This window comes from Halomonas sp. MMSF_3323 (assembly GCF_030733595.1).
Taxonomy (GTDB): domain Bacteria; phylum Pseudomonadota; class Gammaproteobacteria; order Pseudomonadales; family Halomonadaceae; genus Halomonas; species Halomonas litopenaei.
On the sequence record NZ_JASHIT010000028.1, the window covers coordinates 53,606 to 76,395 of the forward strand.

Here is a 22,790-nt window from a genome sequence, read left to right on the forward strand (position 1 = left end):
ACCTCCTAGAAGCAGTGCTCGGCAGCCGGGAACTCCCGCGCCAGCACCGCTTCGTGGTAGCGACGGAAGGCGCCTTCGATGTCCTCGGCTTCGGCCAGGAAGTTCTTGACGAAGCGCGGGGTCCGCCCGTGGGTCACGCCGAGCACGTCGTGCATCACCAGGATCTGGCCGTCGGTGTCGGGGCCGGCGCCGATACCGATCACCGGCACTTCCAGAGCTTCACTGACGGCACGACCGAGACTCGCCGGCACGCACTCCAGCAGGATCACCGAGGCGCCGGCCTCGACCAGCGCTCGGGCGTCCTCGAGGATACGGCTGGCGGCTTCGGCCTCGCGTCCCTGGACCTTGTAGCCACCGAGCTGATGCACGGTCTGGGGGGTCAGCCCCAGATGGGCGCAGACGGGCACCCCGCGACGGGTGAGTTCACGGATGTCATCGGCCATCCAGCCCTCACCCTCGACCTTGACCAGCTCGGCGCCGGCCCTCATCAGCGCGGCGGCGTTGTCCAGCAGGCGCTCGCGACTGGGATTGCCCATGAATGGCAGATCGACCATCAGCAGGCTGTCGCCCTTGCCGCGTGCCACGCAGCGGGTGTGGTAGAGGATGTCGTCCATGGTGACCGGCAGGGTGCTGTCGTGCCCCTGCAGGACCATGCCAAGGGAATCCCCGACCAGCAGCACGTCGATGCCGGCGCGCCCGGCGGCGGCGGCAAAGGAGGCGTCATAGGCGGTCAGGCAGCTGAAGGGTTCACCGGCGCGCTTGCGAGCCTTCAGCGAGCTCAGGGTGACGGAAGTCATGGCGTGTTCTCGTGTTGGCGGTGGGGCGACTTCTATGACCGCCCCAGAGTGATCACCGCGGATTGTTACCGATGGGTGAATCTGTGTCGATAGGTAACGTTGACCAAGGCAGAGCAGGGTTCAAGGTAACAGCGACCAAAGTGGTAGAGGTCGATCGGCGTCTAGTGAGTGCCTGGAGGCTTCGGGCCACCTGGGCTCCAGGTGCTCAGCGAACGGCCTCGGTGGCGTTCAATGGGGATAGATCACCCGAGGTGAGGGCGCCGTTCCAGCGCTCGGCCAGCGATGCCAGGGTCTGACCGTCGGGCAATCTGAGGTCTGTGGCGATCTCGGCCAGCGGCAGTACCACGAAGGCGCGGTTTACCAATTCCGGGTGTGGCAGCGTGAGGCGCGGGTGGCGCCACTCGGCGTTGCCCATCCACAACAGGTCGAGATCAAGGGTGCGGGGCCCCCAGTGGCGCTGGCGTACGCGTCGATGACGTTGCTCCAGCGCCTGCAGTTGGTCGAGCAGGGCCAGCGGCGACAGCCGGGTGTGGAGTTCGGCCACGGCGTTGACGTAGTCGGGCTGGTCCTGGGGACCGACCGGGCGGCTGGCGTACAGCCGAGAGGCCGCGACTCGACGCGTCAACGGCAGCCGGTCGAGCTCCTCGAGAGCCTGCTCGACCTGACGACGGGGGGCGTCGAGATTGCTGCCGAGGCCGATAAAGGCCTGGGTATGGCGCCCCACCTGGTTCACTCGTCCGACTGCGGCGGTTGTTGCGGGCGCGGCTTGCGCCGCCGGCGACGGCGCTTGCGCGGGGCGGCGGTGCCGGCAGGGTCGGCGCCTACCTTGCCCAGCAGACGGCGCTGTTCGTGCTCGTCGGCTTCCTGAAAGGCGGTCCACCAGTCACCCAGTCCCGGTTCGAGTTCGCCGGCGGCCTCGCGCAGCAGCAGGAAGTCGTAGGCGGCACGGAAGCGCGGATGGTCACGGGTCTGGAAGGCACGCTTGCCACGACGTAGCGGCAGACGCTGCTGCAGGTCCCAGATGTCTCGCATCGGCATGCTGAAGCGCTTGGGCAGCGATACGTGCTGCAGCTCGCGGCTGATGACCTGCTGGGCGGCGGTCTGCAGGGCCGGAACGGGAGGCATGCCGTCGGCCTCGAGATCACGCTGGCGCAGCTGCACCGGCCCCCACATGAAGGCGGCCAGCAGGAAGGCGGGCGTGACCGGGCGATCCTCGCGAATGCGACGGTCGGTGCTTTCCAGTGCCTGCTCGATCAGCGGCTCGGCCCAGGGTAGCTCGGCCATGCACTCGTCGGCTTCGGGGAACAGCATCGCGAACAGGCCATAGTCCCGCAGCAGACGGAAGGTGGTCAGACCCTCGCCGGACAGGAACAGCTTGAGGATCTCGTCGAATAGCCGCGCCGGAGGAATCTGCAACAGCAGCGGCGCCATCTCAGCGATCGGCGCCTCGGTATCCGGGGCGATATCGAAGTCGAGCTTGGCGGCGAAGCGGATGGCCCTGAGCATGCGCACCGGGTCCTCGCGGTAGCGGGTCTCCGGGTCGCCGATCAGGCGCAGGGTACGCGACTCGATGTCGTCGACCCCGCCGGCGAAGTCATGCAGGCTGAAGTCGGCAATGCTGTAGTACAGGGCGTTGACGGTGAAGTCGCGACGCAGCGCGTCTTCCTCGATATTGCCCCAGACGTTGTCGCGCAGCAGCAGGCCGTCATCGGACTGGGAGGCGACATGCTCGCCGTGGTCGTCACGGGGCTTGCCACGGAAGGTGGTGACCTCGATGACCTCGCGGCCGAAACGCACGTGCACGATACGGAAGCGACGGCCGATGATGCGTGAATTGCGAAACAGCTGCTTGACCTGCTCCGGCGTGGCGTCGGTGGCCACGTCGAAATCCTTGGGAGCGATCCCGAGCAGGGAGTCACGCAGGCAGCCTCCGACCAGATAGGCTTCGTAGCCGGCGTTGTGCAGGCGGTAGAGCACCTTGAGGGAGGCTTCGCTGAACTGGCGACGGGACACGGGGTGTTCGTCGCGTGTGAGTACGCGGGGCATCGGCGGTCCTGCGGCGGCTTCCTGAGCGCCGAACAGCGACTTCAAGTGCTCGCCTGGGCTCTGTAGAAAGCGGGTAAATCCTTTGATCATGCGGCGATTTGGACTCGCGGGGTACGGAAAGGTGATGAGTGTAGCGGACGCTCCCGGCCTTGCAAAGCGCAGTGGACAAAGCCGCTCGGGTGTCAAGGACGACAGTCGGCGCAGTGTTCGTGCTGCGAAGAGGCGCAAAAGGTCCGGTTGCCCATGGCGATTGAGCCCTTGGGGGCTGTCTCGTCTGGCGGGGCAACGACTGGCTTGACGCTCGGAGGCCAGACAGCAGAAGGGGAGGCCAAGGGCCTCCCCATCAAAGCAGGATGCAGCGTCCGTGCTGCTAATTTTTCTTCGTGATGGCGCATCGCCTTGAATACGCACCACAGTCACCAAGGAGTTTCAGGCAAGCAATGATGTTGTTGTTATTGGCGCTCCTGACGGCGACCGTCTCGTATTCAAAACAATAGTCCAACCACGACGGCATGGGATCATGCCTCCTCCCGGATTATTGGCATTGTTGCCGGGAGTGCGCTCTGACGACCCTGTTGTTCTTGTTGGTCGGTCATCGTTGGCGCGTCGCGTCCTGGTACTCCGGGCCTCGTCGTCTTGTTGTTGTTCGACGAGTGATAGCTCCGCAGGTCCGTATTGTTGTTGTCAAGGCTGCGGTGCCTAGTGCCCAATCCGCCTGCTTCACCTGGAAGCGTTGTTGTTGTTGGGGCGGCGGATTCGATCGTGGCGGTGCAGGTTATTGTTGTTGGCTGCCCACGATCGCCGGAATTTGTTGTTCTTGCCCAGACTTACTGCAGTTGTCGTGCCTACTTTGATTTTTTTCTTTTTTATCAGCCGCTTGCTTCATTGTCGTTGGTTCGAAGCAAGCCGCCGGGTCATTTGTGTTACCTCGGGCTACCCATTTTGGCGCACTCCCCTGTGTGGGATGGTAACAACCGGTGCATCAAGAGGTAGCTGGCGTGCAGGGCCTACAATGCCTGTATTGATCGCTACAGACACTTGCACCATGGTCGAATGAACCAAAGCAGGGGGCATGGCAGGAAGCGGCAGGCAAGGGCGAGCCGAGGGGTGAGTCGAGGGGTGAGTCGAAGGGAGGGCAAGGTGAGTGGCCCAAGGGAGGCCGGGGCGAAGCGCGGGGCCAGGGCCCCAGGGTGTCGAGCCTGTGGTCTCGCGTCAGTGGCGCCGCGCCGCCTTCTTGCGCGGGATGCCCAGACGCTGGCGGCGCTCCCACAGGCACTTGCGTGAAATTCCCAGCTTGTTGGCCAGCTCCGTCTCGCTCATCTGGTCCTGATGTTCGAGTACGAAGTGCTGGAAGTAGTCTTCCAGCGACAGGTCGTCCTCGGTAGCCGTGTCGGATCTTTCGGAGGCGGGCGCCTCCAGTGACGTGGACGCCTCCTTGGGGGGACTGGGCGGGCGCGTTACCGGCACCGTTGCCAGGCCCAGGTCGTCCGGATGGATCAACTGGCCTTCGGCGAGGATCACGCCACGCTCCAGGGCATTTTCCAGCTCCCTGACGTTGCCTGGCCAGGGGTAGTCGGCGATGTTCCGCCGTGCGGCGCGAGACAGGTGCAGACCGTCGCGGGCGTGGCGCTTGCAGGCCTTGGCCAGCAGCACGTCGGCAATCTCGAGAATGTCGTCCTCGCGCTCGCGCAGCGGAGGCAGGTCGATCTGCATGACGTTCAAGCGGTAGTAGAGATCGAGACGGAAGTCTCCGCTGCGTGACAGGGCGCGCAGGTCACGGTGGGTGGCAGCGATCAGCCGAACGTCGACGTGGCGCGTTTCCACCGAACCGATGCGGCGTATCTCGCCTTCCTGCAGCACCCGCAGCAATCGGGCCTGGGCGTCCAGGGGCAATTCGCCGATCTCGTCGAGGAACAGGGTGCCGCCGTCGGCGGCCTCGACCAGTCCGGTACGCATGGCGCTGGCCCCGGTAAAGGCGCCCTTCTCATGACCGAACAGCTCAGATTCGATCAGCGTCTCGGGGATGGCGGCACAGTTGACGCAGACCAGCGGCGCCTCGGCACGGCGGCTCTGCTGGTGCAGAGCCTTGGCCACCAGCTCCTTGCCGGTGCCGGATTCGCCCTGAATCAGTACCGTCACGTCTGCCGGGGCGGTCTTGCGGATACGGGTGTAGACCGCCTGCATCGCCGGGCAGTTGCCGATCATGGTGTGGCGCCGTCCACCCTCGTCGGCGATGGCGGGCGGCGTGCTGCGCTGACTGGCCTGGCGGTGCAGTACTCGAGCCACGGTTTCCAGCAGTTCATCATGATCAAACGGCTTGGCGACGTAGTCCACCGCGCCGAGTTTCAGCGCATCCACCGCCGAGCGCATGCTGGCGTAGCTGGTCATGATCAGTACCGGGCAGGGGGCGGCGGCCTTGATCAGGTCGGTGCCGGGTGCACCGGGCAGGCGCAGGTCGCTGATGATCAGGTCGTACTCGCCAAAGCCCTGCCCGCATGCCTGCTCCACCGACTCGCATTCGCACACGCGGTGGTCGTGGCGTTCGAGCAGGCGGCGCAGGGCGCTGCGGATGATGGCTTCGTCTTCAACGATCAGGATTCGGCTCATGGATCGGCATATCCCCGGCAGGTCGATGGACATCGGGAGAAGGTAACCATACCTGAATTCTGGTGCCACCGGCCTGCCCCGGGAGGGGCGACTCCACCTCGACCTTGCCCTGGTGCTCGGCCACGATGCTTACCACCAGGGCGAGACCAAGACCGGTACCTTGGCTTGGCGGCTTGGTGGTGGTGAAGGGCTCGAACAGGTTTTCGCGCACGCTGGGATCGATGCCGGGCCCCTGGTCGGTGACCGACAGCCAGTGACGCTCACCTTCCTCGCCGGCGTCGATGACCACCAGGCCGTTGGCCGGGCTGGCGTCACGAGCATTGCTCAGCAGGTTGATCAATACCTGCAGCAGGCGCTGCTCGTCTCCCGTGATGTCGAGCCGCGCCGGACAGCGATTGTCGTAGCGAACATCGTCGCTCTTGCGGGCCAGCTTGAGCAAGTGCAGCGCCTGGTCGGCCAGATGCCTGGCCGATACCGGCGCGAAATCGCTGCCGGTGACGTGGCGACCGCCGTGGGCAAAGCCCACCAGTGAGCCAACGATACGCGACACGCGCTTGGTCAGTGTCTGGATCTGTTCGGCGGTCTCGAGCACGTGGGGATCCGTGGTCTCATAGCGTAGGTTCTGGGCCAGCGATGAGATGCCGGTGATGGGGTTGCCAATCTCGTGGGCCACGCCGGCGGACATCTGGCCGATGGAGGCGAGGCGAGCCGCGTGGATGAGTTCGTTCTCCAGCCATTTCATCTCGCTGTGGTCCTCGACCAGGATGACCGTGCCACCAGCGGCGTCTGCCGCCGGCTCGTCCACCAGGCTGGCCTTGAGCAGGCTGACGTAACGCAACCCCCGGGGCAGCTCCACGGCTTCCTGGTAAAGCCGGTCCTTGTCGCTTTCCAGAATGGTCCCGAGCAGTTCGGCCCAGGGCGCGGGCAGGGCCTGGCGATGGGCGCCAATGATCTCCTCGCCGGAAATCTCGCTGAGCTCGGCCAGGGCGTCGTTCCACATCAGTACCTCGCCGTCGTCGCCGAAGGCACATAGCCCCACCGGCAGCCGGGTCAGCATGCGGCGATGATGACGTCGCAGCTCATCGAGTTCCCGTGCGAGGCCAGTGAGGCGAGATCGGTAGGCCTCCAGGCGGCTTTCGACGAAGTGGATATCTTCCTTCGGCGCTCGCCCATCGCGCCGATAAGGCAGGTAGTGATCGACGATGTCCTGGGCGACCGATGGGCCCATCAGGCCGGACAGGTTGGCCTGGATACGGTCGCGCAGACGTCGCAGCGCGTAGGGCCTGGCATCCTTGGCAGATTGATGGAGGCTTGCCAGCGCCCGGGTCACTTCGCGCTCGGCGACCTCGTCGCCCAGCGCCATGGCCAGGCGCCGCCTGACGTCATCACCGTCGGTCAGATTCAGCGGCAGGCGCTTGGGGCGGATGACCGCATCCACAGAACAGGCCTCGGCGGCCGCTCGTTCTCCGGCGGAGGTGGGGGTGACGAGCGACACCAGAATCAGGCTCAGGCCATTGGCGCCAAGCGATACCAGGGCGACCGGATACCAGGCGGGCGAGTCGGTGACAGCCTCGTCGCCCAGGAGCCCGAGCAAGGCGTCCAGCGGCGCAAGCAGCGGCGGCAGATCGCTGAGCAGCGGCAGCCACAGGCCGGCACACCAGATCGCCACACCCAGGCCGAGGCCGGTCATGACCCCCTTGCGGTTGGCACCGGGCCAGTACAGCAGGGCCAGCAGACCCGGCAGACACTGAGCCATGCCAACCACCGCCACCAGCCCCAGTCGGGTCAGCTCGGTATTGGCGTCGACGGCCTGGGCGAACAGCCAGCCGGCGAGAATGATGGCGCCGATCAGGCCGCGCCGTAGCCAGCGTAGCCAGCGATAGAGGTCGGGGTGCTCCACCGGGGGATGGGCGACCAGCACCAGATGGTTCAGCACCATTCCGGCGAGCGCCAGCGCGCTCAGGATCAGGGTGCCGCAGGTGGCGGCCAGTACCGCGACAAAGGCCAGGGCGGTGACGGCGGGGCTATCGGACAGCGCGAAGATGACGTAGGCGGCCCCCTGGATATCATCGGCCACGCCCATGCGCTGACCGGCCCACAGCACCAGCGGCACCGGCAGTGCCATCAGCAGCAGCACCAGCGGCAGCCCCCAGCCCGCGCTGAGCAGGGTTCGGCGACTGAGCGGGCGGGCGAAGGTCACGTGAAACATGTGAGGCATCAGCAGCGCAGCGGCGAAGAACAGCAGCAGCAGGGTTCTCCATTGGGCGGCATCGAACTGGCTCGCCTGTGCCTGGTGGACGCGGCCGGGCCCGTCCAGCCAGTGCTGCAAGTCGCCGGGGCCGTCGAAGATGGCGTAGAGCGCAAAGGCGCCCAGCCCGAGAAAGGCGACCAGCTTGATCAGCGACTCCAGGCCGATGGCGGCGGTCAAGCCGTCGTAGCGCCGATGGACGTGGGTATGACGGGCGCCGAACAGTATCGCGAACAGTGCGATCAAGGCACACAGCAACAGCGACAGCAGGCCTGGAGAGGCAGCGTCGGTGTAGCGATGGATGGCATGTCTCATGGCCTCCACCTGCATCGCCAGCAGCGGCATGACCGCCACCAGGCTCAGCAGGGTGACGCAGGTGCCGACCCAGCGGGAGCGAAAACGAAAGGCGAACAGGTCCGCCAGGGAAGACAGCTGGTGGGTTCGCGTCATGCGCTGCAACGGCAGCAGCAGGACCGGTGCCAGCACAAAGGCGCCGGCGGCACCCAGGTAGTAGGCGAGATAACCAAATCCCCGCTGGTGGGCCACGCCAAGACTGCCGATCACCGCCCAGGCGTTGGCGTAGACGCCCAGGGCCAGGATGCCGATCAGTGGGTGGTGGACCAGCCGCCGCGGAATCCAGCCGCGCTCCACCGCGCTGGCGGTGGCGAACAGTGCCGACAGGTAGCCAAGCCCCAGCAGTACAAGGGAGACGAGCTCAGCGCTCATCCAGCGCTCGCTTCTGCTCGAGCCACAGCGTCAGGGCGATCAGTGCCCCCCAGATCAGGAACGGGCGGTACCAGGCGTTGCCGGGCTGGCCCCAGCCGGTCATCAGCAGCGGCGAGAGGAGATACCCGCAAAACACAAGCAGCAGCATGATGCGGTAGACGTACATGGCAGGCTCACTCGTTGGTGTCAGCGTCGTCGCCGTCCACTTGCAGCCCCTGCGAGGCGATGTCTGCACGGGGGATCTGTCGAGGACGCCAGCGGCGGCAGGCGGCCTCGAGCTGCTCGGCCACCGGCGCCTCGCTCGCCGCCGGGTCGGGGGACTGCCCCAGCAGTGCCAGGGTGGCATGCAGCAGCCGGCGTACGTCACGAGGATCTTCGGGCAGCGGTCGGGCCAGGTTCTGCTTGGACAGCTTCTGCCCATCCTGCCCTATCACCAGCGGCAGGTGAAGATAGCGCGGCGGCTCGGCACCGAGGGCTTCGAGCAGCTGCAGCTGCCAGGGGGTGTTGTCGAGAAGATCGGCGCCGCGCACCACGTCGGTGATGTGCTGGTCGATATCATCCACCACCACCGCCAGCTGGTAGGCCCAGAGGCCGTCCTTGCGCTTGAGCACGACGTCACCCAGGGCGGCAGGGTCGAAGCGCTGCAGACCCTGCAACCGATCGTGCCAGCTGACCGGGCGCTGCCCCAGGTCGCTGCGCAGGCGCCAGGCCTGCGGGGCCTCGGGCTGGCATACGCCGTCGCGGCACCAGCCTGGATAGATGCCGTAGTCCCGCCACTGCTTGCGCGAGCAGCTGCAGGGGTAGGCCATGCCCTGCTCGGTCAGCCGCGCAAGGGCACGTGCATAGGCGTCATGGCGATGACTCTGGTAGCGCACCTCGCCGTCCCAGGCGAGGCCAAAGGTCTCGAGCTGGCGCAGGATGGTATCGACGCTGCCAGGAGGGCAGCGGGGGGGATCGACATCCTCGATGCGCAGGCTCCAGCGGCCTTGCCGGCTACGCGCATCCAGATAGCTCGCCACCGCGGCCACCAGCGAGCCGGCGTGAAGCGGTCCTGAGGGGGTGGGGGCAAAGCGACCATGGACGTGGTGCATGGGGGCTCCAGCGCTATCGGGAACAGGCAACCCTCGTGAACAGGCAGCCGCGGGGCAGGTGATCACGCAAACGGGCACCCTGAGGTGCCCGTTGTCGAAGGTCCGGCGAGGGGGGGATCAGCCGCCGAGCTGCTTTTCCTTCAGTTCGGCCAGGGTCTTGCAGTCGACACAGAGGGTGGCGGTGGGACGCGCTTCCAGGCGACGGATGCCGATCTCCACGCCGCAGGCATCGCAGAAGCCGTAGTCGTCCTCATCGATCATCTCGAGGGTCTCGTTGATCTTCTTGAGCAGCTTGCGCTCGCGATCGCGGGTCCGCAGCTCCAGGCTGAAGCCCTCTTCCTGGGTGGCACGGTCAGCCGGGTCGGCGTAGTTGTTGGCCTCTTCCTGCAGATGGCGAACAGTACGGTCGACTTCTTCCATCAGCTCCTGCTTCCAGCCAAGCAGGATCTGGCGGAAGTGCTCGAGCTGCTTCTCGTTCATGTATTCTTCACCCGCCGCCGGCTCGTACGGGATGAACTTCTTGGGCGCTTCCGGTTTTTTCTGTGCAACTGGCATGGGATTGCCTCATTACTTTAGTGACTGCTGATCAATACCCCACGCTAGGCTAAGGTATCTCACGCCAAAGGGAAGGTTGTTTAGCGGATATTTGGCCGTAGTGCAATACTTTTGCGCGATAACTACCAGTTTTCTCCCCGAAAGTCGTAGCCCGCATCGTCCGGATCAATGATTGGCGTCCTGGACGGTGACGGACGGCGACGAGGTTCCATGTTTCAATACCTCCATTGGACCATCAAGCAGGGCTCGGGTTCGCTGCGGGCCGCGATCAAGAGAGGAAGCCATGAGCTTTAACGCCAGGGTCGAAGGGGTCGCCCCTTTCCGTGTGATGCATCTGCTGGAACTTGCTCAGCAGCGCGAGGCGGCCGGCGAGGACGTGATCCATCTGGAGGTCGGCGAGCCGGACTTCTCGACCCCACCTGCGGTGCGCGAGGCCGGCCACCGTGCCCTGGACGAGGGACGCACCCGCTATACCCCTGCCACCGGTATTCCTGCGCTTCGCGAGGCGATTGCCGGCCACTATCGTGAGCACTTCGATGCCGAGGTGGCGCCGGAGCGGATTATCGTCACCCCCGGCGCGTCCGGGGCGCTGCTGCTGGCGAGTCAATTGCTGGCGGGGCCCGGAGACGGCGTGCTGATGGCCGACCCGAACTACCCCTGCAATCGCCACTTCATGGCGCTGGCCGGCGCCCGGGTAGACGCGGTGCCGGTAGGGCTTGATAGCGGCTGGCAGCTGAACGCCGAGCTGATCGAGCGGCATTGGCGCGACGATACGCGCCTGGCGATGCTGGCCTCGCCGTCCAACCCCACCGGCCATGTGCTCGAGCGCGCGGCGCTCGGCGCGGTGGTGGACGCGGTGGCCGAGCGTGGTGGTGAACTCTTGGTGGACGAGATCTACCAGGGGCTCAACTACGGCATGGCGCCGCTGTCGGTGGCGTCACTCAGCGATCGGGCCTTTATCGTCAACAGCTTCTCGAAGTACTTCGGCATGACCGGCTGGCGCCTGGGCTGGCTGGTGGCGCCCGAGGACGCCGTGGAGCCGCTGACGCGTCTGGCTCAGAACGTCTTCCTGGCCGCCTCCACGCCGGCCCAGCACGCGGCGCTGGCCGCTTTCAGCCCGGAGTGTCAGGCGTTGTTCGAGGAGCGCCGGCGAGAGCTCCAGACACGCCGGGACGCCTTGCTGGAAGGGCTGTCGCGGCTCGGCCTGGCACCGTCGCTGCCGCCCCAGGGGGCCTTCTATCTTTGGCTCGACATCTCCGCCTACAGCAACGACAGCCAGGCGTTCTGCCTGCGCCTGCTCGAAGAGGAGAACGTGGCGATTACCCCGGGGACCGACTTTGCCCTGCAGGGCGGCGAGCTCCACGTGCGCATCGCCTTTACCACCGAAGTGCCGCGTCTGCAGGAAGCGCTGGCGCGTCTGGAACGTTTTCTGGCACGGCAGGGCTCATGAACTACCCCACCCTGGTCGGCGGCGTATTGCTGCGCCGCTACAAGCGATTTCTGGCCGATGTGCGCCTCGACGACGGGCGCGAGGTGGTCGCCCACTGCCCCAACACCGGCTCGATGCGCGCGGTCAATGTCCCCGGCGCCCGGGTCTGGCTGTCCCCCAGCGACAATCCGGCGCGCAAGCTGGCCTGGACCTGGGAATTGATCGAACTGCCGTCTGGCGACGCCCAGGCCGGTGCTGCGTCGGCGTTGGCCTCGGTGCATACCGGACGAGCCAACCGGATCGTCGAGGAGGCTTTGCGCTCGGGGACGGTGGCCGAACTCAGGGGTTATTCGGCGATCAAACGCGAGGCCAAGGTGGCCAACGCCCGGCTGGACTTTCGCCTGGATGATGACGAGCGCCCGAGCTGCTTCGTCGAGGTCAAGCAGGTCACCCTCAAGGAAAGCGATGGCCACGGTTACTTTCCCGACGCGGTCAGCGAACGTGGGCGCAAGCACCTGGAAAGCCTGGCGCAGCTGGTGGTCGAGGGGAAGCGAGCGGTGTTGCTGTTCCTGGTCGCCCACGAGGGCATCGACGATGTCGCCCCGGCGATGCACCTGGATCCGGGGTACGGCGATACCCTGAGACGGGTGATGGCCGAGGGCGTCGAGGTACTGGCCTACCGCATCCGCACCCGGCGAGACGACCAGGGCAGGCCACTGGCGCTGACCCTGGATGCATCCTTACCGGTGCGGCCGATGGCGCAGTTCGTCGAGGACTGAATCGGCGCTTCTGTGAGGGGCGGGCTCAGTCTGCTGCGGACGGGCGGCAGTCGGGCAGGGCCGCGAGGACGCGCTGCATGGCGGTGTCGCCCTTGGCTCCCTCGCTGACCTGTTCCCACCACTGACGATGGATGCCGCGGACGCGCACCTCGACCCGTGGTATGCCGATCACCTGGGCCATGGCCATGCGGTGCAGCCCCTTGTTGATCTTGACCAGCTCGCCGTGCCGATCCACCGCCGCGCCCAGACGGTCCTTGCCGAGGCCATTGTCGAAGCCGAAACAGGCCATGGCCTCCATGTACAGGAGGTAACGGCGCAGATAGGCCAGGATGCGTTCGGGACGATCCAGCACCATGCCGTCGGAGTGCGAGGCCACCGGTTTGCCTCTGGCCAGGCGTTCGGCCAGCTGGTGGTAGCTGCGGCTCTGGCTTGGGTCGCGGCGGTGTGCCCAGATGTCGGCGATGAAGTGCATGCGACGGCTCGACAGGGCGTGGGTCGTCGACAGATCCCAGTCGCCGTCCCATAACAGGCGATCGCTGATCCGGTGACGCTCGCGCCGATCCGGGAAGGAGCGTGGATAGTGGATCTGCTTGAGCAGCCGACGCGGGTCGACGCTAACGTCCAGGGCCTCGCCGTAGCGTGATTCGATGCCGCGTCGGGGCAGGCCGCGGGCCTCGAGGGGCCGGCTGCCCGGGGCCTCGGACAGCCACAGGCGCAGGGCCAGGTGCTCCAGCGGCAGTGTCAGCGAGCGATTGATCAGTCCCTTGGCCCGCTGGGCCAGTCGTGACAGGCTCATGCGCGGGCCCAGGCTGGGATCGTACAGGCTGGGGTCGGCGGGCTCACCGCCGGGCGTCAGCGGCATGTCGCGGCTGGCATCCAGCAGGCTGATGGCACAGCACAGTCGTGCCTTCAGGGCATCATCCACAGACGCCGGAGGCAACTGCTGGTACAGCGCCATCAAGGCGTCCAGCGTCGGGCGCTGGGCATTCGTCAGCGGAGGCGGCAGAACGACGCGGTCGACATCGAGCCGCCAGGGCGTGGCATCGGCCGGTGTGGCCAACGCCAGGCGCTGGCTCGCCAGACGCGAGGCGAACACCTGCATCAGCCACGCATGGGGGGACTCGGCGGCGGGGTCGAAGCGCCAGACGTTGTGCCATGCCAGCACCAGGGTATCGTGGATCACGTCCTCGACATCCCTTGGCGCGTCGAGAAAGTGGCGGGCGATGGCGGTCAGGTGAGGCACCGTCAGCCTGGCAAGGGTCTCGAGGCCGCCGGTGGCGCCCTGAGCGCACTCTTTCAGGGCGTCGCCGACCGCGGAGGTGACGGGTGGCGCCGAAGAGAAAAGGGTATCACTGGTCACGATAGAACCGTTTCAAGAAGCTGACTGCCTCGGGGGAAGCGTTGCGGTCAAGCTGCAGCGAGAGCCGAAAGCGCATCGGCGCACTGGTGTCGATGGCGAAGGTGGCGTAGCGCGAGATGCCATCGCCTTCCCGCAGGGTGCGAAAGGCCAGAGGTGTCTCGCCGGGCTTGCCCACCACCGAGACGCTGCCTTCGGTGGCGACGTTGAGGGCCTGGCCATCGGCGTCGCGAACGCTGAGGCTGACCAGGCCCTGGTGCGGGCTGCGCTGGATATCCAGACGGCGGGCCATCTCCTCGGGGAGAAAGTCGGTGGTGATGGCGCTGTAGTGCGCCTCGATATCGCCGAAGCGCTCGAACTGCTGGGCCTGGGCTGGCGCCGTCGGCAATGCCTGCAGCGCCAGCAGCACCAGCAGAGACAAGGCGAGCGCGTATCGTCGGTGGCTGGCTCGATTGACGTTCATCTCATGCTCCTTGGCAGCAGGCTTGCCTGCTGACGTCCGACCCATTGCTGCCTTGACCCTCGGCCCATCCTGTCGCGCCGAGGCCTGTGGTGGGCCCGCGGCAGGTGTCAGCCGTCGCGGCTCACGCGAAAGATCGCGATCTCGCCAAACAGGTTGGGCCACAGCCGTGACAGCCGTCTACCTTCGTGGTCCTTGATGCCCACCGCGCGGTCGACGATGGTCACCCCCTTGTCACGACACAGCGCCTCGAAGTCATTGAACGTCGACAGGTGGATGTTGGGGGTGTCGTACCAGGCGTGGGGCAGCGACTTGGACACCGGCATGTAGCCGCGTAGCCCAAGATGGACCCGGTGGCGCCAGTAGGCGAAGTTGGGGAAGGTGATGATGCATTCCCGGGCCACCCGCAGCATTTCGTCGAGCATGCGGTCGGGGCGGCGCAGCGCCTGTAACGCCTGGGTCATGATCACCAGATCGCAGGCGTCATCCTCGAAGTTGGCGAGTCCTTCGTCGAGGTTCTGCTCGATGACGCTGACGCCCTTTTCGATGCAGGCGGTGATGCCGTCAGGATCGATTTCCAGACCGTAACCGGTGACGCCCTTGTCGCGCGCCAGAGCGTGCAGCAGGGTGCCGTCACCGCAGGCCAGGTCGAGCACATGGGCGCCCTCGGGAATCCAGCCGTGAATCAGGGTGAGGTCAGAGCGCATGGTCGGCCTCCTGGCGTGACGGCAGCTTGAGGTCATCGGCGACGCGTCTCATGAAGCCGGCGAAGATCGCTTGATAGCGTGGCTCCGGCATCAGGAAGGCGTCATGGCCGTGGGGCGAGTCGATATTGGCGTAGCTGACCGACTTGCCGGCACGAATCAAGGCGTTGACCAGTTCCTTGGAGCGTGACGGCGGGAACCGCCAGTCGGTGCTGAAGCTGACCACCAGGAACGGACACTCAGCCGGGGCCAGGGCCTTGGCCAGGTCGCCCTGGTGGGACGAGGCCGGGTCGAAGTAGTCCAGCGCCTTGGTCATCAGCAGATAGGTGTTGGCGTCGAAGGAGGTGGAAAAGGCGTCGCCCTGGTAGCGCAGGTAGGACTCCACCTGGAACTCCACGTCGAAGCCGAAGTTGAGGTCTTCGCTGCGCAGATCACGGCCGAACTTCGAACCCATGGCGTCTTCGGACAGATAGGTAATGTGGCCGACCATGCGTGCCAGCTTCAGTCCGCGACGGGGCAGGGTCTCGTGATCGGCGTAGTGGCCGTCGTGGAAGTCGGTGTCCGAGCGAATGGCCTGACGCGCGACCTCGTTGAAGGCGATGTTCTGCGCCGACAGCTTGGGCGTGGCGGCGATGACCACCGCGTTGGCGATGCGTTCCGGATAGGCCAGTGACCACTGCAGCACCTGCATGCCGCCCAGGCTGCCGCCGACGACGGCGGCGAAGCGGCTGATGCCCAGCCGATCGGCCAGGCGAACCTGGCTGTCGACCCAGTCGCAGACGGTGACCATGGGGAAGTCCGGCCCCCAGCGGCGGCGGGTGTCCGGGTTGATGCTGGAAGGCCCGGTGGAGCCGTGGCAGCCGCCGAGGTTATTCAGCGAGATGACGAAGAAACGATCGGTGTCGATGGACTTGCCGGGACCGATGTGGGCGTCCCACCAGCCTGGCTTGCGATCGGCCTCGTCATGATAGCCCGCGGCGTGGTGGTGGCCGGACAGGGCATGGCAGATGAGGACCGCATTGCTGCGGTCCTGATTGAGGGTGCCGTAGGTCTCGTAGACCAGGTCGTAGGCCGGCAGCGTCTTGCCGCAGACCAGGGGCAGAGGGTCGTCGAAGTGCGCCACCTGCGGCGTCACCAGTCCGACCGAATCGCGAGTCGTCTCGGGCATCAGTCGTGTGTGTCCAGTGAAAGTTGGTGTTGTCGTGGCCGTGTACGCGAGCGTTGGTCGAGCCTAGAGCCCGACCAGCATCCCGGAGATACCGGCGGCCCGGACCAGCGAGCCCACCACGATGCCATCGATCAGGTTGATGCCGATGAACACCACGATGGGTGACAGGTCGAGCATCCCCAGCGGCGGAATCACCCGGCGTACCGGCGCCATGATCGGCTCCACCAGTTGCATCACCAGCAGCGCGCCGGGATGGCTGGCGTTGGGGGCGACCCAGCTGAGGATGATCATCACGATCAGCGCAAAGAAGTAGATCTTCAGGATCGCGCTGGCCAGGGCCGCGACGCCGGCGATGGCCAGGCCATCGAGCCTCGGCATGCCGACACCGGCCAGCTGCAGCAGGATGATGATGCTGATCACCTTGACCAGAAAGCCCGCGGCCAGGGTGGCCAGGTCAAAGCGGCCCATCACCGGGCCAAGCACGCTCTGGAAGGGACGCACCACCGGCTGGGTAATCTTGACCACCGACTGGCTCAAGGGGTTGTAGTAGTCCGCCTTCGAGGCCTGCAGCAGAAAGCGCAGCATCAGCAGGAACAAGAAGATGTTGATCAGGGTGTTGACCAGCAGCAGGCCAGCGTTTCCCAGTTGACTGCCCATGTGGGCTCCTCCGTCTTTGATTAACCCTTGCCGAGTTCGGCAGACATTTCCTGGGCACGCTTGGCACAGGCATGCATGGCGCCGTCGAGCGCCTGCCGCAGTCCTGCCTGCTCCAGATATTCGATGGCCCTCTCGGTGGTACCCCCCGGGGACATCACATTGCGTTTCAGTTCACCGGGATCACGGTCGCTCTGCATCGCCATCGAGGCGGCTCCGTAGGCGGTCTGCATCGCCAGTCGGCGAGCGCTTTCTGCGCTTAGCCCGAGTTTGACGGCGGCCTCTTCCATGGCCTCGAACATCAGGAAGAAGTAGGCCGGTGCACTGCCCGAGACGGCGGTGACCGCTTCCAGCAGGGCTTCGTCTTCGACCCATTCGATGATGCCGACGGACGTCATCAGCTCGCCGACCAGGGCGCGCTGCTCGTCGCTGACGCGCGGGTTGGCATACAGCCCGGAGGCACCGGCACCGACCAGCGACGGAGTGTTGGGCATGCAGCGGACCACCGCCAGGCCGCCACCCAGCCATTGTTCCAAGGTCTCGGCGCTGAGGCCAGCCGCCACCGACACGATCAGCGGCCGACGCTTTTGCACCGACTCCCGTAGAGTCTCGCACACCTGGCGCATGATCTGTGGCTTGACCGACAGTACGACCACGTCGGCGTGCTCGATCGCCGCCAGATTGTCGGTGGTGGTATGGATGCCCAGGCGCTCGGCGAGCGGCGCCAGGGTGGCGTCACGGGTGGCGGTGGCGGTGATGGCATCGGCAGGGTAGCCGCTGTGCACCATGCCGCCGAAGATGGCGCTGGCCATGTTGCCGGCGCCGATAAAGGTCACGTTGCTGGCCATGCGGGGCTCCTTGAAGGGTAGGGCATTGGATATTCGGACAAACAGGGTAGCGTCACCAGGCCTGTCGTGGCGACGGGCTCACTGGCGCGAGCCAAAGATTGCGGTGCCCAGGCGCACGATGGTGGCGCCCTCGGCGACGGCGGCCTCCAGGTCGGCACTCATGCCCATGGACAAGGTGTCCAGCGGTGCGTCCGGCAGCTCTCGACGCAGCGATGACAAGGCCTCGGCCAGTAGACGGAAGGGCTCGCGCTGCGCTTCTGGGTCTTCGCTGGGGGCCGGGATGGCCATCAATCCGCGCAGACGCACGCGAGGCAGCGCCGCCGCCAGGCTCGCCAGCTCAGGCAGCTCCTCCAGGCTGACGCCTGATTTGGTTGCTTCGCCGCTGACGTTGACCTGCAGACAGATATTCAGTGCGGGAAGGCCATCCGGGCGCTGATCGCTCAGGCGCTGAGCGATCTTGGCACGATCGACACCATGGACCCAGTCGAAATGGCTGGCCACGTCACGTGTCTTGTTGGATTGCAGCGGTCCGATGAAGTGCCAGTGTATGCCAGGGCAGTCGCCCAGTTGGGCCTGTTTATCCAGCGCTTCCTGTAGATAGTTCTCGCCGAAGTCGCGCTGGCCCAGGGCATAGGCATCCCGGATCATGTCGGCTGGCTTGGTCTTGCTGACCGCCAGCAGCAGGGCCGCGTCGGGCGCTCTTCCCGCCTTTGCAAGTGCCTGATTCAGGCGTGTCCGGGCTTGGGTCAAGGATTCGGCAATCGTCGTGGTCATCGGCCTGGGTCTGTCCTATCGTGGGGCTCCCTGCCCCCGAGTCGGGGGTTCAAGCCTGGTAAGCCCATGGATATTACCGAACTGCTGGCACTCTCGGCAAAGCAGGGCGCCTCGGATCTGCACCTGTCGGCGGGACTGCCACCGGTGATGCGCGTCAATGGTGAACTGGAGCGTCTGCCTGGTCCGCCGCTGGGCGACGGTCAGGTCAGATTGCTGCTCGAGTCGTTGATGGATGAGGAGCTGCGCGAGCAGTACTCGCGCACCCACGAGGCCGATTTTTCCCACCAGATCCCGGGCCTGTCGCGTTATCGCGTCAATGCTTTCGTCCAGCAGCGCGGGGCGGCGGCGGTCCTGCGTACCATCCCCGATCGTATCCCGACGCTTTCGGAGCTGGGGATGGGCGAGATCTTCGAACGTCTTGTCGCCCTGCCGCGGGGCCTGGTACTGGTGACCGGGCCCACCGGGTCCGGCAAGAGCACTACGCTTGCGGCGATGATCGACCATATCAACCGCCACCGTCGCGACCATATCCTCACCATCGAGGATCCCATCGAGTTCATCCACCACAGCCAGCAGGCGCTGGTGTCCCAGCGTGAGGTACACCGCCACACCGAGGGCTTTGCCGTCGCCCTGCGCAGCGCCCTGCGCGAGGATCCCGACGTCATTCTGGTCGGAGAGATTCGCGACCTGGAAACGGCGCGCCTGGCCATGACCGCGGCCGAGACCGGGCATCTGGTATTTGCCACCCTGCATACCGCCTCCGCGGTCAAGACCATCGATCGGATCATCGATGCCTTCCCGGGTGATGAAAAGAATGCGGTGCGGACCATGCTGTCGGAGTCGTTGCAGGCGGTCGTCTCCCAGGCGCTGCTGCCCAGCAGCCGGGGCGGGCGAGTGGCGGCACGCGAGATCCTCTTGATCAATCAGGCGATCCGTCATCTGATCCGCGAGGACAAGTTGGCCCAGATCTACTCATCAATGCAGACCGGCGGCCAGGCCGGCATGCAGACCCTGGACGCCGACCTGGCGAGACTGGTGGCCTGTGGCGAGGTGGCGCCGGAGGATGCCCGGCGCCTGACCCGTGAATCTCTGGTCGATAGCGCGCCGAGCGCCGGCTGGAGCGGCGGGCAGAACGAGGGCTGGGTGAGCCCCCAGGGCGAAGGCTGGGGGTGAGGCGGTGGTTCAGAGCCAGTCGTGACCCTTTAGCGGGCGTAGAGCCCGCCGAGCACGCGCTCTGCGCTGGCGCCGGTGACCGACGGCAGGTTGCCGGGTTGCAGATTCAGTCGGGCATGGGCCAGCCAGGCAAAGGCGGCGGCTTCCAGCCAGTCGGCCGGCCAGCCCAGGGATTCGCTGTCCAGTAGAGTGGCCTCCGGCAGCTGGCGCGCAAGGCGTGCCAGCAGGTCCAGGTTGCGTGAACCGCCGCCGCAGGGCACCAGGTCGAGGGAGGCAGGGGCGGTAAAGTGCTCCCGCGCCATCTCGATGCCCAGGGCGACGCTGGTGGCGGTCAGTTCCGCCAGGGTGGCCTGGACGTCCTGTGGTGACTCTGAACCGTTCAACTTCGCCTCTGCCCAGTGGAGAGAGAACAGCTCACGCCCGGTGCTGCGAGGCGGTGGGCGGTGAAAGTAGGGCTCTGCCAGCCAACGTTCTAGCAGTGCGGTATCCACCTGGCCGCCGGCAGCCCAATCGCCGTTGGCATCGAAGGGGGTGCCGCGATGGCGTTGGTGCCAGGCGTCGAGCAGGGCATTGGCAGGCCCGGTGTCGAAGCCCAGCGGGGCACGCGGGTCCGAGGTCGGCGGCAGCAGCGTCAGGTTGGCGATGCCGCCAAGGTTCAGCACCAGCCGCCAGCGTTCGGGGTGGCGAAATACCTGCTGGTGGAAGATCGGTGCCAGTGGTGCGGCCTGACCACCGGCGGCCAGGTCGCGGCGGCGGAAGTCGGCGACCACGGCACAGCGAGTCAGCTCGGCCAGCCGGCTGGGATTGTCCAGTTGCAATGTATAGGGGGGCGAGCCTGGCTGGTGGCCGTAGGGGGCATGCTCGATGGTCTGCCCATGGCTGCCGATGGCAGAGATGTCCTCGGGTTCAAGTCCCTGTTGCTCGAGCAATCGCTGGACTGCCTCGGCCTGGCACTGGCAGAAAGCCTCCTCGGCCCAGGCCAGGTCAGCAAAGCTGACCTGATCGGCGTGGGCCAGTTGCCACAGCCGCTCACGCAGAGCCTGCGGCATGGGAATGCCGACGCTGGCCTCCAGAGCTGCCGTGCCTGTGGCGTCAAAGCGCACCAGGGCGGCGTCGATCCCGTCCATGCTGGTGCCCGACATCAGTCCAATGAAGCGTTGCATGGGCCTTGTCATCTCAACCGGTGGAAAGGTTCATGGTAACATCCCCGCCACTGTCTATACCTGGCGCCGGCGCCGTGACGACGTGCCCCTGCTGACGGGGGCGTCGATGTCCGCGCAAGGGCCGATTGACCAAGCCAAGCCGAGCTGGAAAGCCGAATTGATAAGTGGAGTGAATACCATGAGCGATGTGGACGAGGCCCTTGCGCTGATTCAGCGCGGCACGCACGAGATTCTGCTGGAGGATGAGCTGAAGAAAAAGCTCGCTTCCGGGCGCAAGCTGAGAATCAAGGCGGGCTTCGATCCGACCGCGCCGGACCTGCACCTGGGCCACAGCGTACTGTTGACCAAGATGCGCCAGTTTCAGGATCTCGGCCACGAGGTCATCTTTCTGATCGGCGATTTCACCGGACGCATCGGTGACCCCACCGGCAAGAACGTCACCCGCAAGCCGCTGACCGAGGCCGAGGTCAAGGCCAACGCCCAGACCTACAAGGAGCAGGTGTTCAAGATCCTCGATCCCGACAAGACCGAGGTTCGCTTCAACGCCGAGTGGTTCTCCGAAATGAGCGCCGCTGACATGATCGAACTCGCCGGTCAGACCACCGTGGCGCGGATGCTCGAGCGCGATGACTTCGAAAAGCGCTACAAGGGTGGCCAGGCCATCTCGGTACACGAGTTCCTCTACCCGCTGGTCCAGGGCTATGACTCCGTCGCCTTGAAGGCTGACATCGAGCTGGGTGGAACCGACCAGAAGTTCAACCTGCTGATGGGCCGCGAGGTGCAGAAGCACTTCGGTCTCGAGCCCCAGGTCGTCATTACCATGCCGCTGCTGGAAGGCCTCGACGGCGTGCAGAAGATGTCCAAGTCGCTGGGCAACTATGTCGGCGTCGACGAAGCGCCGGGGGCGATGTTCAACAAGCTGGTATCGATGCCCGACAGCCTGATGTGGCGCTATTTCGAACTCTTGTCGCTCAAGGACAATGCCGCCATCGAGGATCTGCGCGCGCGGATCGAGCGCGGTGACAACCCTCGTGACATCAAGATGGAGCTGGCGCGCGAGCTGATTGCCCGCTACCACGGTGATGAAGCGGCGGCGAATGCACACCGAAGCGCCGGTAACCAGTTGGCGGAAGGTGAACTGCCCGAAGACCTGCCCGAGGTCGAGGTGGTCTTTGAAGGCAGCGATCAGGCGCCGATCGCGGCAGTGCTCAATCGCTCGGGACTTGCCAACAACAGCGCCCAGGCCAAGGACATGCTGGGTAATGGACGTGTGCGCGTCGATGGCGAAGTGGTGGCCAAGGATCTGATGCTGGCGCTCGGCCAGAGCTATGTCATCCAGGCAGGCAAGAAGCGTTACGCCAGAGTGACGCTGCGCGGCTGATCCGCCGGTGTGACCATCGCTTCCGGGACGCTCGCCACTGGCGGGCGTCCTTCGTTTTGCCACCCGCCTGTCTGCGACCTGTCCACAGGCGAGTGCGAGAAGATGGCTGTGGGTAACATGAAGGCGCGAGTCGTGGGGCAGGCGAAGGCCAGGGCCAAGGCTGGCGCAGCAAGGAAAGCTGGCGCAGCAAGGAAGGTGCAGCAAGGAAGGTGCAGCAGGCAAGGTGCATCAAGCACGGCGCAGCAAGGAAGAGACGCAGCAAGGGTGGCTTGGCAACGACAGGTGCGGCTCCCGAGGGCGTAGCGGCAAGTGAAAGGACAGACCGGCTCGCTGCACCAATCAGCTATTGAGCAATGGTCTGGAATAGCGCAGTAGAAATAGCGCAGTAGAGACGTGAAGGATGGGGTGGGTGTTGGAGGCTTCTGGCTCATGACGATGTGATGACGCCGGCGTGAAATTTTTTTACACGAAATGCTTGCCAAGGCCGGAGGTGATGCGTAAAGTACGCATCCGCTGCCGGCGACGAGCAAACGTCACAGGCGGTGAAGGGTGGTAAAAGTGATTGTTTTGAAAAGGCTTTTTCAAGTCTTCGAAAAATTCTCCACTTGACGGGCAGCGAGAAATCGGTAAAATGCTCGCCACTCGATCGGAGTCGCCAGGACGGCATCGCAGGATGCGCGTCAGGCCCGCTTCGCTTTCTCTTGGGTCCTGCAGGCATCGCTTGTACGGCTAAAAAAGAAAGTCTTGACGAAACGCTTCGATTCTGTAGAATACGCCTTCCTCGCAGGGCGCTGCGCCAACAGGCGCTGCAAAGCGAGACGCTCTTCCGG

Annotated in this window: 20 protein-coding genes; 4 read left to right on the plus strand and 16 right to left on the minus strand. The window is 65.4% G+C overall.

Annotated features, from left to right (window positions below; translation table 11 throughout):
- Positions 1 to 5: 5 nt before the first annotated feature.
- The 8 genes from panB to dksA all read right to left on the minus strand — a co-directional run bounded on the left by panB (position 6) and on the right by dksA (position 10,070).
- Complete coding sequence (gene panB / locus RBB39_RS14770; protein ID WP_045993297.1) at positions 6 to 797, minus strand: 3-methyl-2-oxobutanoate hydroxymethyltransferase; 792 nt, start codon at positions 795 to 797, stop codon at positions 6 to 8.
- A 205-nt stretch (positions 798 to 1,002) separates the two neighbouring features.
- On the minus strand, positions 1,003 to 1,521 hold the full coding sequence (gene folK / locus RBB39_RS14775) for a 2-amino-4-hydroxy-6-hydroxymethyldihydropteridine diphosphokinase (RefSeq protein WP_045993296.1): 519 nt from the start codon (positions 1,519 to 1,521) through the stop codon (positions 1,003 to 1,005).
- A gap of 5 nt (positions 1,522 to 1,526) precedes the next feature.
- Positions 1,527 to 2,933, minus strand: coding sequence for a polynucleotide adenylyltransferase PcnB (gene pcnB / locus RBB39_RS14780; RefSeq protein WP_045993295.1), 1,407 nt, complete (start codon positions 2,931 to 2,933; stop codon positions 1,527 to 1,529).
- A gap of 1,122 nt (positions 2,934 to 4,055) precedes the next feature.
- Positions 4,056 to 5,450, minus strand: a complete 1,395-nt coding sequence (locus RBB39_RS14785; protein ID WP_306169172.1) for a sigma-54 dependent transcriptional regulator — start codon at positions 5,448 to 5,450, stop codon at positions 4,056 to 4,058.
- Positions 5,428 to 8,424 carry an ATP-binding protein gene (locus tag RBB39_RS14790; RefSeq protein WP_306169173.1) on the minus strand — a complete coding sequence of 999 codons (2,997 nt, stop codon included), beginning with the start codon at positions 8,422 to 8,424 and terminating at the stop codon, positions 5,428 to 5,430. The genes RBB39_RS14785 and RBB39_RS14790 overlap by 23 nt, the downstream gene beginning before the upstream one ends.
- A complete protein-coding gene (locus tag RBB39_RS14795) occupies positions 8,414 to 8,590 on the minus strand; it encodes a hypothetical protein (protein WP_045993292.1) in 177 nt (58 codons plus the stop codon). Before RBB39_RS14795 ends, RBB39_RS14790 begins: the two co-directional genes overlap by 11 nt.
- A 7-nt stretch (positions 8,591 to 8,597) precedes the next feature.
- On the minus strand, positions 8,598 to 9,515 hold the full coding sequence (gluQRS, locus tag RBB39_RS14800) for a tRNA glutamyl-Q(34) synthetase GluQRS (protein ID WP_306169174.1): 918 nt from the start codon (positions 9,513 to 9,515) through the stop codon (positions 8,598 to 8,600).
- A gap of 117 nt (positions 9,516 to 9,632) precedes the next feature.
- Positions 9,633 to 10,070, minus strand: a complete 438-nt coding sequence (gene dksA, locus RBB39_RS14805) for an RNA polymerase-binding protein DksA (RefSeq protein WP_045993290.1) — start codon at positions 10,068 to 10,070, stop codon at positions 9,633 to 9,635.
- Between the two features lie 283 nt (positions 10,071 to 10,353).
- Between dksA and RBB39_RS14810 the strand changes: the two genes are divergently transcribed.
- Together RBB39_RS14810 and sfsA are read left to right on the plus strand one after the other, a co-directional pair.
- Positions 10,354 to 11,520, plus strand: a complete 1,167-nt coding sequence (locus tag RBB39_RS14810) for an aminotransferase class I/II-fold pyridoxal phosphate-dependent enzyme (protein ID WP_124805260.1) — start codon at positions 10,354 to 10,356, stop codon at positions 11,518 to 11,520.
- On the plus strand, positions 11,517 to 12,278 hold the full coding sequence (gene sfsA / locus RBB39_RS14815; protein ID WP_124805261.1) for a DNA/RNA nuclease SfsA: 762 nt from the start codon (positions 11,517 to 11,519) through the stop codon (positions 12,276 to 12,278). The genes RBB39_RS14810 and sfsA overlap by 4 nt, the downstream gene beginning before the upstream one ends.
- A gap of 25 nt (positions 12,279 to 12,303) precedes the next feature.
- Here sfsA and RBB39_RS14820 read toward each other — a convergent pair whose 3' ends face one another.
- From RBB39_RS14820 to RBB39_RS14850, 7 genes are all read right to left on the minus strand, one after another.
- Positions 12,304 to 13,638 (minus strand): RNA polymerase sigma factor, encoded by a 1,335-nt coding sequence (locus RBB39_RS14820; protein ID WP_306169175.1) that lies wholly within the window; start codon positions 13,636 to 13,638, stop codon positions 12,304 to 12,306.
- Positions 13,628 to 14,098, minus strand: a complete 471-nt coding sequence (locus tag RBB39_RS14825; RefSeq protein WP_162816430.1) for a DUF4426 domain-containing protein — start codon at positions 14,096 to 14,098, stop codon at positions 13,628 to 13,630. Before RBB39_RS14825 ends, RBB39_RS14820 begins: the two co-directional genes overlap by 11 nt.
- A gap of 107 nt (positions 14,099 to 14,205) precedes the next feature.
- Positions 14,206 to 14,802, minus strand: coding sequence for a methionine biosynthesis protein MetW (gene metW / locus RBB39_RS14830; protein WP_045993286.1), 597 nt, complete (start codon positions 14,800 to 14,802; stop codon positions 14,206 to 14,208).
- Complete coding sequence (locus RBB39_RS14835) at positions 14,792 to 15,967, minus strand: homoserine O-acetyltransferase (RefSeq protein ID WP_124805264.1); 1,176 nt, start codon at positions 15,965 to 15,967, stop codon at positions 14,792 to 14,794. The genes metW and RBB39_RS14835 overlap by 11 nt, the downstream gene beginning before the upstream one ends.
- 63 nt (positions 15,968 to 16,030) lie before the next feature.
- Positions 16,031 to 16,624, minus strand: a complete 594-nt coding sequence (locus RBB39_RS14840; protein ID WP_045993284.1) for a YggT family protein — start codon at positions 16,622 to 16,624, stop codon at positions 16,031 to 16,033.
- Positions 16,625 to 16,644: 20 nt separating this feature from the next.
- Entirely contained in the window at positions 16,645 to 17,469 is an 825-nt protein-coding gene (proC, locus tag RBB39_RS14845; RefSeq protein ID WP_124805265.1) for a pyrroline-5-carboxylate reductase, read from the minus strand.
- A 78-nt stretch (positions 17,470 to 17,547) separates the two neighbouring features.
- Positions 17,548 to 18,243: a YggS family pyridoxal phosphate-dependent enzyme gene (locus RBB39_RS14850; RefSeq protein ID WP_124805266.1), complete on the minus strand. Its 696-nt coding sequence runs from the start codon at positions 18,241 to 18,243 to the stop codon at positions 17,548 to 17,550.
- A gap of 66 nt (positions 18,244 to 18,309) precedes the next feature.
- Here RBB39_RS14850 and RBB39_RS14855 point away from each other — a divergent pair, with 66 nt between their 5' ends.
- A complete protein-coding gene (locus RBB39_RS14855) occupies positions 18,310 to 19,416 on the plus strand; it encodes a type IV pilus twitching motility protein PilT (RefSeq protein ID WP_124805267.1) in 1,107 nt (368 codons plus the stop codon).
- Between the two features lie 29 nt (positions 19,417 to 19,445).
- Here RBB39_RS14855 and RBB39_RS14860 read toward each other — a convergent pair whose 3' ends face one another.
- Entirely contained in the window at positions 19,446 to 20,579 is a 1,134-nt protein-coding gene (locus RBB39_RS14860; RefSeq protein ID WP_124805268.1) for an anhydro-N-acetylmuramic acid kinase, read from the minus strand.
- A gap of 178 nt (positions 20,580 to 20,757) precedes the next feature.
- On the opposite strand from RBB39_RS14860, the gene tyrS reads away from it, so the two are divergent.
- Positions 20,758 to 21,960, plus strand: a complete 1,203-nt coding sequence (gene tyrS, locus RBB39_RS14865) for a tyrosine--tRNA ligase (protein ID WP_045993280.1) — start codon at positions 20,758 to 20,760, stop codon at positions 21,958 to 21,960.
- Positions 21,961 to 22,790: the final 830 nt, after the last annotated feature.